17 protein-coding genes are annotated in these 16,275 nt (G+C 39.0%); 2 read left to right on the top strand and 15 right to left on the bottom strand.

The genetic code is table 11. The annotated features are described in order from the left end of the window. Nucleotides 1–90: 90 nt before the first annotated feature. The 5 genes from ABJN95_RS12330 to ABJN95_RS12310 form a co-directional block, all read right to left on the bottom strand. Nucleotides 91–789 (bottom strand): DUF2490 domain-containing protein, encoded by a 699-nt coding sequence (locus ABJN95_RS12330; protein ID WP_348370708.1) that lies wholly within the window; start codon nucleotides 787–789, stop codon nucleotides 91–93. An 18-nt stretch (nucleotides 790–807) separates the two neighbouring features. Then, the gene (locus ABJN95_RS12325; RefSeq protein WP_348370707.1) at nucleotides 808–1,413 is read right to left on the bottom strand and encodes a DUF4956 domain-containing protein; all 606 of its coding nucleotides are present in this window, start codon (nucleotides 1,411–1,413) and stop codon (nucleotides 808–810) included. Continuing rightward, the gene (locus ABJN95_RS12320; RefSeq protein WP_348370706.1) at nucleotides 1,413–2,165 is read right to left on the bottom strand and encodes a polyphosphate polymerase domain-containing protein; all 753 of its coding nucleotides are present in this window, start codon (nucleotides 2,163–2,165) and stop codon (nucleotides 1,413–1,415) included. Before ABJN95_RS12320 ends, ABJN95_RS12325 begins: the two co-directional genes overlap by 1 nt. A gap of 164 nt (nucleotides 2,166–2,329) precedes the next feature. Next, nucleotides 2,330–3,859 (bottom strand): T9SS type B sorting domain-containing protein, encoded by a 1,530-nt coding sequence (locus ABJN95_RS12315; protein ID WP_348370705.1) that lies wholly within the window; start codon nucleotides 3,857–3,859, stop codon nucleotides 2,330–2,332. Nucleotides 3,860–4,159: 300 nt separating this feature from the next. Further along, nucleotides 4,160–4,612: a cold shock domain-containing protein gene (locus ABJN95_RS12310; RefSeq protein ID WP_348370704.1), complete on the bottom strand. Its 453-nt coding sequence runs from the start codon at nucleotides 4,610–4,612 to the stop codon at nucleotides 4,160–4,162. Between the two features lie 233 nt (nucleotides 4,613–4,845). On the opposite strand from ABJN95_RS12310, the gene ABJN95_RS12305 reads away from it, so the two are divergent. Together ABJN95_RS12305 and ABJN95_RS12300 are read left to right on the top strand one after the other, a co-directional pair. Continuing rightward, a complete protein-coding gene (locus ABJN95_RS12305; RefSeq protein ID WP_348370703.1) occupies nucleotides 4,846–5,481 on the top strand; it encodes a GntR family transcriptional regulator in 636 nt (211 codons plus the stop codon). A 20-nt stretch (nucleotides 5,482–5,501) separates the two neighbouring features. After that, nucleotides 5,502–5,873 (top strand): hypothetical protein, encoded by a 372-nt coding sequence (locus tag ABJN95_RS12300; protein WP_348370702.1) that lies wholly within the window; start codon nucleotides 5,502–5,504, stop codon nucleotides 5,871–5,873. Between the two features lie 3 nt (nucleotides 5,874–5,876). Here the strand turns inward: ABJN95_RS12300 and ABJN95_RS12295 are convergent, their stop codons facing one another. The 10 genes from ABJN95_RS12295 to ABJN95_RS12250 all read right to left on the bottom strand — a co-directional run bounded on the left by ABJN95_RS12295 (nucleotide 5,877) and on the right by ABJN95_RS12250 (nucleotide 16,216). Further along, nucleotides 5,877–6,737: a DUF1295 domain-containing protein gene (locus tag ABJN95_RS12295; protein ID WP_348370701.1), complete on the bottom strand. Its 861-nt coding sequence runs from the start codon at nucleotides 6,735–6,737 to the stop codon at nucleotides 5,877–5,879. 11 nt (nucleotides 6,738–6,748) lie between these two features. After that, nucleotides 6,749–9,100 (bottom strand): penicillin acylase family protein, encoded by a 2,352-nt coding sequence (locus ABJN95_RS12290; protein WP_348370700.1) that lies wholly within the window; start codon nucleotides 9,098–9,100, stop codon nucleotides 6,749–6,751. A 63-nt stretch (nucleotides 9,101–9,163) separates the two neighbouring features. Beyond that, on the bottom strand, nucleotides 9,164–9,577 hold the full coding sequence (locus ABJN95_RS12285; RefSeq protein ID WP_348370699.1) for a DUF3052 domain-containing protein: 414 nt from the start codon (nucleotides 9,575–9,577) through the stop codon (nucleotides 9,164–9,166). Nucleotides 9,578–9,630: 53 nt separating this feature from the next. Then, entirely contained in the window at nucleotides 9,631–10,230 is a 600-nt protein-coding gene (locus ABJN95_RS12280) for a hypothetical protein (protein WP_348370698.1), read from the bottom strand. Between the two features lie 4 nt (nucleotides 10,231–10,234). Then, the gene (locus tag ABJN95_RS12275) at nucleotides 10,235–10,723 is read right to left on the bottom strand and encodes a sigma-70 family RNA polymerase sigma factor (protein ID WP_348370697.1); all 489 of its coding nucleotides are present in this window, start codon (nucleotides 10,721–10,723) and stop codon (nucleotides 10,235–10,237) included. Between the two features lie 97 nt (nucleotides 10,724–10,820). Continuing rightward, complete coding sequence (locus tag ABJN95_RS12270) at nucleotides 10,821–11,087, bottom strand: hypothetical protein (RefSeq protein WP_348370696.1); 267 nt, start codon at nucleotides 11,085–11,087, stop codon at nucleotides 10,821–10,823. Between the two features lie 18 nt (nucleotides 11,088–11,105). Then, nucleotides 11,106–12,122, bottom strand: coding sequence for a M4 family metallopeptidase (locus ABJN95_RS12265; protein ID WP_348370695.1), 1,017 nt, complete (start codon nucleotides 12,120–12,122; stop codon nucleotides 11,106–11,108). 161 nt (nucleotides 12,123–12,283) lie between these two features. After that, the gene (locus ABJN95_RS12260) at nucleotides 12,284–13,375 is read right to left on the bottom strand and encodes an amidohydrolase family protein (RefSeq protein WP_348370694.1); all 1,092 of its coding nucleotides are present in this window, start codon (nucleotides 13,373–13,375) and stop codon (nucleotides 12,284–12,286) included. Nucleotides 13,376–13,508: 133 nt separating this feature from the next. Next, a complete protein-coding gene (locus ABJN95_RS12255) occupies nucleotides 13,509–14,624 on the bottom strand; it encodes a hypothetical protein (protein WP_348370693.1) in 1,116 nt (371 codons plus the stop codon). 200 nt (nucleotides 14,625–14,824) lie between these two features. After that, a complete protein-coding gene (locus tag ABJN95_RS12250; RefSeq protein WP_348370692.1) occupies nucleotides 14,825–16,216 on the bottom strand; it encodes an FG-GAP repeat protein in 1,392 nt (463 codons plus the stop codon). Between the last annotated feature and the right edge of the window lie 59 nt (nucleotides 16,217–16,275).

The following is a 16,275-nucleotide window of genomic DNA, read 5'->3' as shown; positions in this document are numbered from 1 at the left end:
GAACGCTACAATGTTAATTTTAGTGTTTTTTATGTTGGGGTTACGATGAACGGCACAAAATATTAACAAAGTTTAAGGCCACACTTGACGCTATTGCCTGCTGAAAACATATTTGTACTTTAAACCAATAATATGTTGATATTCAGGTATTTCTTCACCAATACTACCCTCAACACGATAGTATACGCCTAAACTTCCTGCCTTTTTAAGACTATATGAAGTACGTAAGCTTATTCGATATTTATCTAACTCTGAGGCTTCGTTTTTTTCGAACCTACTGAAAAGCTCTCCGGTGAGCTCTGGATCTAGGGGCCAGTTTTTAATTTTGTATTCTAATCCTGTTTTGAAACGAAGCCTATTTACGGCAAAATCACCTTCTTCTTGAGCCACCCCCAATTCGTTTTTATTTTGGTATCGCAGCCTATAGCCTATTCGAATTGCACCTATTCGATGTTTGTAATTCGCATCTAGATGAAATCTGAAATGATTCTCATATCCTTGAATGTTTCCCCTATTATCATTTTCACGAATATACCTGGCGGCCAAGCCCAATCTAAAGCCTTTAAACAATTTGCGTCTTACAGAAAACTCTGTAAAATATTCGTCAATGGTTGAAATATTCGTTTTGAGACGCAATTGGCCCTCGAGTCCTAAATCCCAATTGTCATCCACTTCATAACCAAGCTGGACCGATGTCCAGGAAGCTAGATCACTTTCTGTTTGGGAAAACAAAGAAACACTAATCAAACTGATGACAAGAAAAAGGGATGGGGTTTTTGTATACTTCATAACTGGCGTAGTGTAATTCTACTTTTCACTATTATAATAGTAGATGGTAATAGTTGCAACGTCTTTTAAGAAGTCAATATTGCCAATTTTAACGCGGTTGATTGTAATTCCTGTTCTTTGTTCCAAATCTTCTAAAAGCAGCGCTTTATTTTCAGGGGTTACATTTTCAATTTTTTCATATATAATTTCCTTAGAAACTTCATTCTTAAGTAGCCAAAAGCGTTCTATAACCATAATTGCAAAAACCACGATCAAGTTGGCGGCAAAAATTTCGGCATAACTCATCTTCTTATTTGCGAGTGAGTTTATAACCGATACCCCAATGACCACGAATAAATAGGTCATTTCTTTTATGGCAATAGGATCGGTACGATAGCGAATGATGCCAAAAATGGCAAACAGACCTAGAGCCATACCAATGTCGAGCTCATATTTTTTCAGTGTAAAGCAGAGAAAGAACACAATAATACTTATCATGTAGTAGGTGAACAGATAATCCTTACTTCTGGTCTTGGGATAGTATAAAAAACGAACAATTATGGTTAAAAAAATGATATTGATGCTAAACCTGAACACCATCTTGTAAAAATCATCGTCGAATAAGGGTATTTCTAAAAAATCCATTAAGTGCTTGTTATTTTATTGATTCTTCTAAGTTTTTCTTTGAATAGGTTGGTCTTGATATGCCCATTTAAAGAGGCGATACCTAAACAATATTTGCTAATTCTATACGGATGTATGTCAATTGACTTTAGATACTTGAAAATAGCCGTATTTCGAGATAAACTGGCTTGCTTTACCTCTATTATTGCCAAATTTGGGTATTGCATTTCCTCACTGTTAGATGCAAACGAGAGATTAAAATCTATTGTAACACGTTCTTGCTCATTTTTGTTTACCAGGGTTACGCGGTCAAACCGATTGAAAAGCACGGCCTTATTATTTAAATCATCTGTAGCAGCAGTTTCAACAAATTCTATGCACTCGTCAGATAAAATAGGTTGGAAACCCCCTATTTTTTTACGGGTTTTCTTAGTTCTTCCCTTATTATTCTTTTGCTTCACTTCTATATAACAAATTCCGGTATTGTTATATTCTCGTAGTCTAACCTTGGTTCTGTTTCCTTTGCCATTGTGATGATCGGTATAAAATTTTAGGCGCTTCGTATCAAAGTACTGGTTTTTATAGCCCGATATTCTGCTTCCCGCTATCTCTAGCACCCTATACCCTATCGCTAGATTTTCAAGAACGGCGAATAGTAGCCTACTGTGGAGAATAAATTTCGTATCGACTCTATTCATTAAGGCAACTTTGTCCATCTCATGAAGACCAATAGGATCGAGGGATCGTAGCGTATCAGTTAAGTTTTTTGACATTGCCGTTATATAGTGTACAGTAATATGAATTTAACGTTAAAATAACAATAAGCTTGCAATAGCAACCTTAAATATGGTAATTATTGGTGCAGGGCTACACTAATATTTCAGGAAGCCAATCCTTTGTCAAAAACGTAAAGCGGTAGTGTTGCAAAGAAAGTCGGCTATCGTTTCAGTAGAAAATAGCCATTGATACCGGGGGCATTTGTAAGTTCAACCGTATACCAATACGACGCCGCTGGGAGGTCTTTTCCGTTAAATGTACCGTCCCAGCCTTGCCCGTCACCTAATTGTTTTAATAGCTTGCCATGGCGATCAAAAACAAGGACTTTATCAACATTTAAATTATCAGTAGAAACAACTTTCCATAAGTCATTGAATCCGTCATTATTAGGTGTAAAAAATCTTGGTATTTTTTCTCGTAAATCTAAGGGGTCTGGGCCATTTATCCTAAACGAAATTATGGGGCAGGTTTCCGAGATTTCTCCCCCTTTATACGTATCTAATTTGACATAAATGGTCGCCCCTATTGGAAGGTTGTCCGATAAGGTATATGAAGTACGGTCGCCTACGTCTTCCATGTTAATAATGTCAGTTGCATTTAAAGCCGTTCCCACAGTTAGAATAAAACCATCGGTATTGGGTACTTCATTCCATTCCAAACGTGTATCGGGAGCAACTTTGGTCGCACCATTGGCGGGAAAAACCCATTGTGCACAATCGGGCAAGGGCAAAGGATCACCCGTCGTAAAGGTAATGGCACTGCATCCAACGGCATTTCCTTGAGCGTTATACGGAATCATGGTAACGAAATACCTTGTGCGCGGCTCAAAATTTGGTGGTTTAAAATTTGTGCCGTTGCCAACGTTTTCTTCTCGAAGAATGAAATCGCCATCGGGCTCTTTTTCTCTAATGGTCATTAGATATCCAGTAGCTGTAAAGTCACGAATCCAAGTAATATTGGCATTTACTGCTACTAAAGCCGCACCATCTTGGGGATTTATAATTTGCGTACACCTAGGTACGGTTCCGCTTGTTGTCGTAAATCTCATTTCCGAGCAAGTTGTATTGCTACCCGCATCATTGTATGGCGTTATTTTGAGAAAAACAGAGGTTAGTAAAGCAAATCCTCCTGGTAATTGATATGATGTTACATTCCCTACATCTAGATCATCAATGATATCTGTGTTTCCGGAAGAACTCCCTATAGTAATTCGATACCCTGTCGCTCCCGGTGATACCATCCATTCAATAGGGGTATCTATAGGCACGTCAACTGACTCTTCGATCGGAAGGATTAATCCTGTGCAATCGGGAATGTCATTTACGTTGGTGGCAAAGCTTACCTCGGCACAATTTATAGTCTGACCCGTTGCATTCTCAGGAATAATTTGCACATAAATCAAATTCCCCGCTGGAAGGTTATCGGGTAAATCATATGCAGTTACATTACCGACATCGACATTGTCGAGAATATCTGTAGCACCCGAGGAAGTGCCTGCCCTAATAATATAACGTTCGGCTCCGCTAGCGGCAATCCATTCAAAATTGGTATCCAAAGCGATATTGGTGCTGCCATTTCCTGGCATACTTAAGGCCGTACATGCTGGAGTTTGGCCCAAACCCTGCCAAAAAGACAAAATCAGAGCTATAAAAAGAATTTTTTTTAAAGAAAAAGGATGACCCATTTTCATACTACGCTTTCTTATAGCAATCGGATATAAATGTGTTCTTCAGCATGAAGTTGTAGTTCATACACCTTGTAAAATTTGGGTGCTATAGGTAAGCATTACATATAGCCAAGAGCCTAATATATAAAAAATATATCATGAGAATATCACAGCTAATGTTAGCGGGAAGGGTATTTGATACCTTTTTTTTGGCAGTAGTAATTCGTCGCCTATCCAAACAAAGTGTAGCAGGTCACAGACGCTTACCGGTTCGTTGCCTAAAAAATCAAGTAGAATTATGCGGAACTGAACTGCGGGAGTTCCTTAGATTTTGGTAACCCGAACGGCATTCATGCCTTTCATGCCCTTTTCAAGTTCGAAAGAAACTTTGTCATTCTCTGCAATCTCATCAATAAGACCACTTACATGAACAAAATACTTTTCTTGGTTTTCACTGTCCATTATGAAACCAAAACCTTTTGAAGTATCAAAGAAAGAAACCTTGCCTTTTCGTATTGGGTCTTCTGCCTCTTGTTCTTCTTTCTTCGGAATACCCAAGACTATACTTTCGGCATCAACCTTGACTTTTTTGGAAGGATCGGGTGGTGTGTCGGTAAAGTGACCGTTTTCATCAACATATACAAGTTGATCTTCGAAAGACGCTCCTACATTGGAATTTGCTTGGCGCTCCGCTTTTCTTTTTGCTTTTTCTTCACGCTTTTTTAGACGTTTCTTTTCCCGTTCTTTTTTACCATAGGTTTCTTGAGCTCTAGCCATAGTTTATTTGATATTCTAATTTTAAATTTTCAATAACCAATAGTGGTAATCGAATTAAGAGAAATACATTCCCTTATGCATTGTTTCAAAGATAGCTTTGTAGATAGAGCTTAGCAAATACTTTGCCAAATAGTTGTCAACCATTCTTCGTTTTTAGACGTAATGACAACAACAACCCGATGAATGACAACATAAATGGCTACAAATCGTATACGATATAGTATATTTAGAGTATGCTAGTTAAAACAAGTTTTCGAGATCAAGTACGAGAATTTCTGCTTAATGAGATGAAACAAGGTCATTTACAGGAGGGGCAAACTATAAATTTGGCTGCCTTGGCACGTAAACTCGATGTCAGTGTCACTCCAATTCGAGAAGCCTTGACCCAACTGCAGCAATCACGTATTATTACAGCAATTCCGAATCGTGGATTTATTATTTCAGAGCTGAGTTTGAAAGAAGCACAAGATCTTTATGAATTAGTGGCCGATTTGGAGGTATTGGCTATTGAGAATTCTGAATTTGATGTTGCATCTATAGCGCAGCTTAAAACCCAACAGCTAGTCTTTAAAAATGCAGAGACTACGGTGGCTAGAATCAATGCCAAATTGGGTTTCCACAAACTTCTTACACAAAAGTATGGCAATAGTCTCGCACAACATATTCTTGACGATTTAAAGATTCGTATTTTCTTTTATGAACGTGAATTTATGGCAGACGACCTCCTATACTCGAAATCAGATAATCAACACGATGCCATCATCTCGGCCATTGAAGATGATAATATACCAACCGCCTCATTAGTGCTAAAAATGAACTGGATGTTGATTTTAGACTACATTCAACGTCAATTATGGGAGGTACTTTAGCGCTACTAATTTTCTGATAAATGGATACTACCAAAGTAAAACTGCTCAATAATTACCAACTATACCAGATGTCTAAAAATAAATCTTTGGACGATGCTACCCAGCAGAAAGTATATCAAGAATTTCTGATACGGAATATTTCGACCATTGAGCAAAAGGAGTTGGAACGCCGTTACCAAGAGACGTTTGCCGAGACTAATAAAGAATTAGACGCAGCAGCATGGGATCCGTTTTTCACGGCATTTGCATGGAAAAAGCATTTCAGACATATCGCTCTTCTTCAAGCACTAACGCGTAACAAGGAAGCAAAGGCATATCAATTGCGATTTTATTTGGGAATGCTCGTTTATATGTTGCTTTTTATTTTACTCCTTGTGTTTTTTAGAAAATAACCCTCACCAAAACTTAGGAATTAATTTGGGTACTCTTTTTTTATAGGCGCCGTATGTCGGTTTACGTTCAATCATGCGATCTTCTTTAAGGGGAATTGAAATAACTACAAACAAACACACCATTACTATAGCACCTACAATAGTTATTGACGATGTGCCAAATGAATACCCTATCAAAAAGATTCCGAACCAAAATAGCATCTCTCCCAAATAGTTTGGATTTCTAGACTTTGCCCATATTCCAGTTTCCAAAAGTTCCTCTGGCTTAGGATTCGGTCTTTTTCTAAATTGAGCCAATTGATTATCTGCAATGAATTCAAGCGCAACACCTGACAGACAGACTGCCATACCGATAAAAAATAACCAAGCGTATTGCATTGGGCTTGAAAACACATCAAACAAGGGCCACATAGCTGAAAATACCATCGCTGTTGGAAAAAGATGTATTCCGAAAAAGTTCACCAAAGGATAAATCATTCCGGTTTGCTCTGCAAGATCTTTATAGCGCCAATCCTCTTGGGAGAATCCTGACCATGACCTAGCCCAATTCAAGGTCAATCTCCATGACCAAATACTGACTACTAAAAATGTTAAAAGGTGGAATACGGTTAATTCTTTAAGATTAATACAGCATAATAACACAACAAAATAGAAGGGAATAACACTCCAGAAAGCATCATATACCGAACTATTTCTTTTGATTACCGAAAACAAAAAGCAAACAACCGTCATTATAAAACTAGCAGCCATGAAAACAAATATTTGACTATCAATTGGAATATATTTCCAGGTCAAGAAACCACTAAATGCAATTATTACATAGATGAGGACTATTTGTAGCAAATGATTTGTTCTGGTTTTCAAAAGGGTAACTTTTAGCGATTTTTTGGTATCAGAATTGTAGTATCATCAGTGACTTCCGCTATCTTTTGTCTTGAATAATAGGCAGGGAAATATTGATTCTTTGCCCATAACTCGAACAAATTATTATAATAGGGACTATTGGGATTACCCGATTGCCCAGGTGCATTGATCATCAAGGTTTTATCCCAGTCACTTAAATCAGTTATAAACTTGAAACTAGCACCACTTACTTGATTATCGTTATTTCCGGTAGAATTGGGTGTAAAACTATTTCCACCCCTTGCTAAGATGCCCAAATCAATTTTCTTTTTCAGACTGTCATTTACAAAAGGTGAAATGGCATTTTTCATTGTGCTATGCTTGAAATTGGCTTGTCCGTAATGCCACTGCATTATGTCATCACCAAGTTTCTCTTCCAAATTTTGCAAGGTCAATCTAAACGTATTCCTTAGAAATTCTTGTTTCTCCAATTTTTTAAAACTTGGGCCAAAGGTTTCCGTACCCATCTCCAACCATGAAACGATTTTTTCTAATTGAATAGACACCATTTCCGTTACTTCTTTTGGAATAAAAGCCTTTTCGGCTTCTTGCCGGATTATGTGCTCCCACATTGCGTAAATACCGGCTTCCACAGAATCTTCATCCAAAATATAATCCCAAGTTAATAGTCGATTTTTTGCCTCTTCCCCTTTTTCTGATTTCATCTTGATATGTTGCAACATTGGAACTAACGATCTAGCCGGTATCGAAAAATAATCAGACTGCAACTTTTCCATGTCCTTCATTGTAAAAGCTTTTTCTTCGGATAGTACTTCCTTAATGCGACGCCCACGATAAGAATCTGACCAAAGGTAATTTAAGGTGTTTTGATGCTTATAGTCGCTTGCAGTTACATTTTCGTTGGCTGTAGCCAAAAAACCATTTGTTGGGTTGTAACTATTTGGACGCTCTTTGATAGGCAAATACCCTTCCCAGTCATAACTACCATCACCAGGAACGGGAACCAAGCCACTATGATGCTTCCGAATCGGCGTAATTCCAACGGCTTGCCAACCAATGTTACCTTTTTTATCTGCCCAAATCATATTTTCCGCCGGTATATTGCTATAGCTACAGGCATCTCGAAATTCTTCCCAGGTTTCTGCCTGATCCATCCTAAGGGAAGTCAAATAGGGTGCGCCACCTTTTTCAAGCCATGCGCATTTTACGGCATATGCCTTGTGGTGAAGCGAGTCGATATAGGTTACCGGGCCATGAACCGAATAGCGCAAAGTAACTTTTACCGCATCTTCCCCTTTTATCTGAATTTCATCCTCTACCTCTTTCATTGCCACCCACTTATCTTTGTACTTGTATTGCGATAAATTCTCGGGATTTAAATCATATACGTACAGATCTTCCCCGTCGGTTCTAAAAATCGTCAGCCCCCATGCGCCAAAGTCATTATGACCAATCGAAACACCTGGAATTTCTGGCTCCCCCCCTCCTATCACATTCCAACCTGGGGCAACTAAATGTACAATGTACCGCAAGGAAGGTAACGCAACGCGTCGATGCGGATCATTGGCCAAGAATGGAAAGCCACTCTCCGTTTTGTTCCCTGTTAACACCCAGTTGTTGCTACCATCATCTAAATAGTCCTTATCGATGTCTTGTTCTTCAAGCTGAACACCACTGGCATAGGCTTTATGCAGGGCCAAAATATCTTCAGAAAGTAGGCTGGCATCAATTTTCGGGTCTAAAGTAATATTCGGATCGTTAGGGTGAAACCACATGAGTTCTTTCACTTTCTCTTCTCCTATTTTTGCGACCGCCATCCCATATTTTAATTCACGGCTTACATTGCCTTTTAAGCCTTGATGCCTTGAAATCACAACCTCAGGCGTCCATTTTTTGGGAAGGATGTTCAAAACCTTGAATTCTATTGGAAGGTCTTCAGGTGTCTGCAAAATCTCGTCAATATATGCATTTACCCCATCGGTATAGGCATTAATAATTTCAGAACCATTTGGGTGATAATGATTTAACTCCTCTTCTAGGTCTCCCCGAAACTGAAATAAACGCGTTCCAATATCACGTTCTAACTCGTCAGGGCCAAGAATCTCTGATACGGTACCGGTTGCTTGTCGTCTCCAAACTTCAAATTGGAACAGTCGGTCTTTGGCAGCCGCATAGCCTTGCGCAAAGAACAGGTCGTGCTGATTTTTGGCATAAATATGATTAACCCCCCATTGGTCTCGTAGAATGTTAACCGTTGCTTCGAGACCTGCGGTTTCAATTTCGGTATTATTTTCTTTCGATAGTTTACAAGAGGTTATGCAAAGAATAACTAGGGCAAGTGGGAAGCATTTAGATACGTTCATGTTGGTTAGCCTAACAGTTGGAATCTAAAAATACAAATTTCTAGATATCCTTGTTAAAACTGTTTACTTCCTATCTCGAATACGATACATGAATTTTAGCCCGCTCCAATCTTGATCAACGGCACATACCTTTACATCTACCAAACCATTTTCCAACAGGTATTCTCGAATGTAATCGCGAGAAAGATCTGTTTCGATTTTTGAGCTGCCTTTGGGCCAGCTAACCCAAAGCATTCCAGTCATCTTAAGCGTTGGTTTTAGTTTCAAAGATCGTTTTTCGAAATCGGTTTTGTCAGTGCAAAACAAATGGATAAAATCAACAGTTTCCTTTGAGGGATTAACAACATAGTTGACCTCGGGCATATCTTCAAAAAGCAACAGATAGTGACTGGGTTCGTTAACTAGCAAAACGGTATACCCGGCTTTAATGCCTAGTTTCTTTGCTAAGGGCGTTCCAGAATAACCTATTGTGCTCATTTACTGAAATTTTTATCAAAGTAGTGATTTTAGAAATAACAATCCATGGTTGCTCATTCCAGCTCTTTTAACAAGCTTTCTGCCGAATTGGTAATTCTTTTGTAATGCCCATAACCCCATCGAGAAACCAAAGCCACAAATAAGGACGCAACACCAATGACCACATATGACCATGCGTTTCGCTCTATCATAAAAAAATCTTTGTTTGACCATAGCTTTGAGAAAACTGCCGCAACCGCAAACATGAGCACAAAACTTCCAGCGATGCCAAACTGCTGTAACTTCAAAAGACGTGTCTTCGCCTTTGTGTAGCTTACCAAGGTTTCCTTGTAATTTTTATTGGTAATATTCAAGCGCTTAATTCTGCCAAGTGCACGTAGTACCAATACAGGTAAGATCAATAGAAAAGCTATGGTGAAAATTCCGCAGGCTTTCAAGTACCAGGTGTCAAGCTTTCCAAAATTTGCCAAGATATTTATCGCGATTCCATAACAGATAATGGCCCCAATAGTCTCATAAGTTGAAATGGTTTTAAACTTGTTTGTATATCGTTCTTGTGTCATATTCATAATAATTTCGTTTGTTAATTTTTTTTGTTGCTCCAATTGGTGGCTGACTTCAGACCACAGCGTTTTCATCTCTTCAATTTCCATCGTCCTATTTTTTTACAATTTGTTTCTTTAATTTTTGCTTGATTCTAGAGATACGCGTTCCTACATTACTTGGTGAAAGTCCTGTTATTTCAGCTATTTCGTCATATTTTTTTCCTTCAAGCAGCAGTAGCATTAAACCCTTTTCTAAAACATTCAATCGTTTAATATGCGAATACAATAGTTGCAACCTTAGCTCAAATTCTGGGTCATAATTTTCGGTTTGTTGCATGATCACCCGGTTTATAGGAATTTGATTTCCCATTCGTTTGCTTTTTCTAAGCCTGGTTAGCGCAGTATTTAACGCAATACGGTACATCCAAGTACTTATTTTCGACTCCCCCCGAAAGGAATCAAAGGACTTCCATAGTTGATATACCACATCTTGATATAGATCTTTTTGGTCATCTCGGTTATCGGTATACATGGTTGTGATTTTAAAGATCACGCCTTCGTTCTCTTTAACTATCCGAATAAATTCGGCTTCTTTTTGCATACTTGATTTCTAGGTTTATGGTATTAGTATCCCACACCTTGAAATTATCACAAAGTTTTTTGAAAATAACACCTGGACGTAAATTTTGGTGATCTTGCTATTCCTTATTTTGCTGAATAGTCTCTATGAACGCTCTGACTAGCTGCGGTAAATTGTGCTCGTCATAAATTGATTTAATTTCGGTATCCGTATCGGTAATTCTGACATGATAAATGAAACCATCATGTATCTCGCCTGAAGGTTTTGATTCTTTAGAGAGGATTGCCAATAAGTCTTTTTTCTCAGTCTGTTCTAAATTGATTTCTCCTTCGAACTGCTTGGGCACATTGGCAAAACCTCCATTAATAAATATCTCGTACTTCATTATTCGTTGCTATTGTATTCAGACATTCACTTTTGTCAAGCCTACTGTAGTAAAGCTATTCGTTATGGCCGCTAAGGCACCGCTGCTTACCTTTTCCTCCTTTTGCAGGTTTTCGGTAACTTGAAGGATCACATCGAGCATATCATCGAAATCTGCCGTACGCCATAGGGCTTTTAAAGTTTCAAACCAGATCAACGCACATTCGTCAAGTCCGATTTCCAAACAGCATAGGTAAAATGCTTTATTCGGAATTCCAGAATTGATATGAACACCTTGATTATCTGCGTTTCCAGTATAATAATTATCCATATGAGCAGGTTGCGAATCAAAATCATTTGCTGTGCCTGGGGCTTTCATCGATCGTATGGCCACGCCTGGAAACTTATCTGTTACTATGGTATCGCCTATTAACCAATCGGCTTCTGAAATATCTTGTTTCAAATACTTTTGCTTGATGATAGTACCAAAAACATCAGAGAAATGTTCGTTAAGGGCTCCCGATTGACTTCGATATTCTAAGTTGGCCAAAAACTGGGTAATGCCATGCGCTAGTTCATGGGCCACTACATCGATTGCACTTGCAAAATCTTTGAACTCTATACCGTCACCGTCGCCATAGGTCATTTCGTCGCCATCCCAAAAGGCATTGTTGTAGTCTTTGCCATAGTGAACGTTTGAGATAACATCGAGGCCATTGTCGTCTATGGAGTTTAAACCAAAAGTGTTTTTAAAAAAATCGCGTACAAAGCCAGACGTTTCGTAGGCTTTATCTACAGATGCATCATTGGTGGCACCCTCACCCTCTTTTCGTACCAGTAAAACTCTTTGCTGCGAACGTTTCTGACTGTCATAAACAAAGCGATCACCCTCACCATCTGTTATTTCTCGAACTAATAAATTATTTAGAATGGTATTTCTTTTCTGAAATATTCTATGGGTATCGTTCAATGTTTTTTTACAGGAAGTATTCCCTTGTTTGGCCAGTTCTTCTAGAATATGAGGGGGTACAATAAGGCAGTGATGTTTGCTACACATGTAATAAGATTTTAGGGTTCTTCTTACAAGTTCGTGAGTTTGAAAAGTGTTGCCAAATTATTCTAGTTAAGATTATTTTAAAAAAGATCGTATGAACATTTAAATAAGACGGGCATATAACGAGGGTATGGCACCTCCGTTCTTCTGGGTGTTAATTGCAATTAATCTTCAGGAAACAAACTGCTATCCAAATCAGGAATAAGCCGCAAAGCATTTTTATAATATACCTTTTTCAGTACTTCATCAGGCAAATCAAGTCCGTACATAGCCCAGAAGGCATGATACTTTTTGTAGTAGGGAAAGTACTCATCATTTGATTCAAGCACGCGAAAATAGGTGGGAAATTCTTCTGGCTTCCAGCTATCTTTTCCAAAAAGAATGCGGTCTTGGTACTTCTCAAAAAATGCCTTAGCATTTCTTGGCTGCCTTCCCAATTCTGCAATTACGGCCGCGATACCTACGTGCATATTTGGAATCTCATCTAGCAATTGCCCTAACTTTCCAAGATTGTTGGCATACCATCCCATGTGTGCATTGATAAACTTTGTATTTGGGTGCTTCTTAAACATGCGATGTTGTTCTGCAATGATCTGCTCCCAAGGAGCAGGGTCGGTTGCCGAGCGTTTTCTTCTCGGGCGTGTTTTTAACTCCAACCAGCGTTCATTATCACTATTCATTGGGTCCCAGAACGACTTCGGATCGGCTGCGTGTATTAAAACTGGCACCCCTAATTCTCCACACTTTGCCCAAACAGGGTCTAAGCGCGGGTCGTCGATTGCAACCCGATTCCCGTCGCTATCCTTATACCGTAGTCCTAAGCTTTTGTAAATCTTTAAGCCCTTTGCTCCTGCTTTTATGTCGACCTCCAACTGGGCAGCCGCCTTATCACCCCATCCCGCTGTGCCTACTCCATCAAAATCGACATTGGCAAAAACCACAAATCGGTTTGGATAATTCTTTCGAATACTTTCAATTTTTTTATTCAAATTCTCACCTGAACCACCGCTCAAATTGACCATGATACCTTCATTTAACCTATTCATATCGGCAATTAATCCGTTGAGCGCCGTGGCATCCATGTTACGTTGGTGACTGTGGATATCAATAAAGGGGAATTTCGATTTGGTAATTTCTTCTCCTTCCACCACTAAGGTAGATTTTGGATTGTACTCTTCAAAACCCATTTCTTGGGCCATAAGCGAAAAACAAATCAATGTAAAAACCAGGCTAAGGGTAAGTCTATATCTTCTCATTTTGTAGTATTCTATTTTATTAGGTGAATTTACTATAATTTCCGCTCAGGTCATACTTCAATTTTCAAATGCAACAAAAAAAGCCCTGACGGCAGAAGATGCCATCAGAGCTATTAAATATCCTTAACGTTCTTTATTTTTTCTTGCGCTTGGCAACTTTCTTCTTCGCGCTTTTTGCCTGGGTTTTTCCCTTTTTCTTGGAGGATGATGTCTTGCCTGCAGCTTTTACAGTGCTGTTGCCATTGGCATCTTTCTTAACCGCCACCGCTCTTTTAGAGCCATCAGGATTCTTTTTAACCGCAACGGATTTCCTGCTCCCATCGGTATTCTTTTTTGTAGCAGCGCGTTTCTTGGTGCCGTCTGCCTTGTTCACTCCTGCTACACGTTTTGTGGAACCATCTGCTGTTTTAACCCCAGCAGAACGGTATTTGTCTCCATCGGCTTGATTGACGCCAGCTACGCGAACCTTATCACCATTATTCTTGTTTACCGCTACGGCTCTTTTTTTGGTTCCATTTGATTTGTTTACCGCAGTAAGTCTGACGGAATGAGCCTTATGTGGGTGTCTTACTGCATAGTCATTTCGTTTTACCTTGGTGTGTAAATGCACCGCTCTCGTGCTGAATCTCACCTTTGTGTAATGAAACGTATGCTTAACATTTACGTGTACATGTACGTTCTTTTTGTAATGCCCAACATGAAATGGCTTCCAGAAACGGTAGTGTTTTGGGTAATACCCCCAATAGAAAATTGAACGGTATGGTCTGTAGAATGGTCTCCAAAACCAGCTAAAAATAATCGGGCGATGTACATAAACAGGTTCTACTATGAAATTATTGCCATAGAGGTACACATCACCTACCACTTGCACTCGGGTATTGCCCTCATTGTCTTTTTCGACTTCAATTGTAGCAACATCTTGATAGATATCTTCACCAAGAACAGCTTGCAAGGCGATTAAATGGGTATCGTTTTCAGCTGTTTCCACAACACGTAGATAGTCTACATTACCATCTTCATTTAAATCTAAGTTGGAAATCTGGGTATCGGGGTCATTCAATTTGTATTCAAACTCCTCCAAATCTTTGGAATCTCCAAATATTGACGCTACAGCCTCTAAATCTAGGTTATTGCTGATATCTTCACTAGCTGCATCTATAGTAGTTACATCTTGGGCATAGGTTGTAGTAAACGCTAGTATAAATAGCATTCTTATCTTAGCGATTGTTTTGTTAAGTTTCTTTGACATGGGACTATTTTTTAATGTTTGTTCATACTTTGATTGGTATAACAAGCAAGGGTTTAAAACCCCCAATTGTTTTTATGTGAAATGACCTTCTTTTTCGATAAACGGTAATTTTTAGTTCTAAAAGCATTTATAAAACGAAAAATCTAATTGTTAAGTGTGTCAGCTATCCTGTTTGATCAAATTGCCTTACTATATTGTTCTTATTGAATAAAATATAGCGCACCTGCCCAACAACCTGTTTCATTACAACGACGGTGGGCCCCTGCAAAAATCAGGTCCGTTGTTGCGGCCACACTACTGCCAAATAAATCTTCATTCAACGGATCGGGTGCAATTACCTTATGAGATTCCGGCCATCCGCTTTCTCTTTTAAAGAAATATATGGCTCCATTACCTGCTGTCAATTCTTCTGATAAAGATGCACCTGCAACTAAGTACGCTTCATGAAATGCCAGTCCGCTACCACCAAAATTATCACCTGGCAATACATCATCAGGTATTAATTTTGAATCCTCCTTCCAAATTTCTCCGGTTTCCACAAATGTGTAGATTGCCCCATACGCTTGATTACTATTGGGTAGCAAGGAATTAAAACTGCCTGAAGCCCCAATTGCCAAGTCGGCATCATCTAAGACAACTTCAACGCCAAAAAAGTCCTCACTTTTGCCGTCTGAGGCTTCTATCCTTGATTGTAAAGTCCATGTTTCGTTTGACGCCTTGAACACATAAACGCTGCCAGGAAATTTATAGGTTGTGTTGTCAGTGCCTGGTGCACCAACGGCAATGCTACCATTTTGTATGGCAATAGCGGCCCCAAATGCATCCCATTTGTGACCCTGACCGCTGTTTGGAATCAACTTTTGGGTATATTCCCAGTTATTAACATTTTCAAATAAGAATACAGATCCTTGAGCTACCCCTGCCCCATTGGTAATATCACCTTCATCAAAGTAATTGTCATCATCGAATTTTGAACTGATAGCGATAGTCTCAGCTTCTATAGCTACCCTGGTTCCGAATTCTTGGTTGGGTTGCGGGTTTGGGGCAGCTAATTGCCGAATCATGTTCCAGTTATTATTTCCAACATGTTCATAAACATAGGCTAGACCTGCGTTTTCTGCCATACTATCGTTTCTTGGAGCACCGACTACTAGCACTTCACCATCTAGCGCTATACTCCAACCGAAATAATCTTCGGTGGTTGCTAACTCTGGGTAAATAATATGAGCCGTATTTTCAAATTTTGTTCCGTTTCTCATAAAAATATAGACCGCACCGGTCCGTTGTCCTTTTTCATCACTAAAGGGTGCACTTGCTACAGTAAAGGTTTCATTCGCCGCAATTTCATAACCAAAAAAGTCACCTTCGTTAATTCCACCTGGAGTTATTCTCGTAACCTGGGTCAGGGGGTTTCCTTTCGAATCTTCGTCCATTTCGTTATCTGTTTCATGCACACCTGAAGCATCTTCTTCAAGGAGAATTTGACCTTCATCAGAGTTACATCTGGCACTTAATAGGGCAAGTATGGTTATGAATAAATAGCCAATGGTTTTACCGCTTGAGCCAATTATATTAAAAGTCTTAGCATTCATATTCATAGGTTCTAATCTACTGATTTAATGATCTTTATGTTTTCTTATTTAATTCAATT

Origin of the sequence: Maribacter sp. (assembly GCF_039974175.1) — a bacterium.
Classification (GTDB): Bacteria; Bacteroidota; Bacteroidia; order Flavobacteriales; family Flavobacteriaceae; genus Maribacter_C.
Note: the sequence above shows the minus strand (reverse complement) of the source record. Positions and strands in the feature narration are given on the sequence as shown.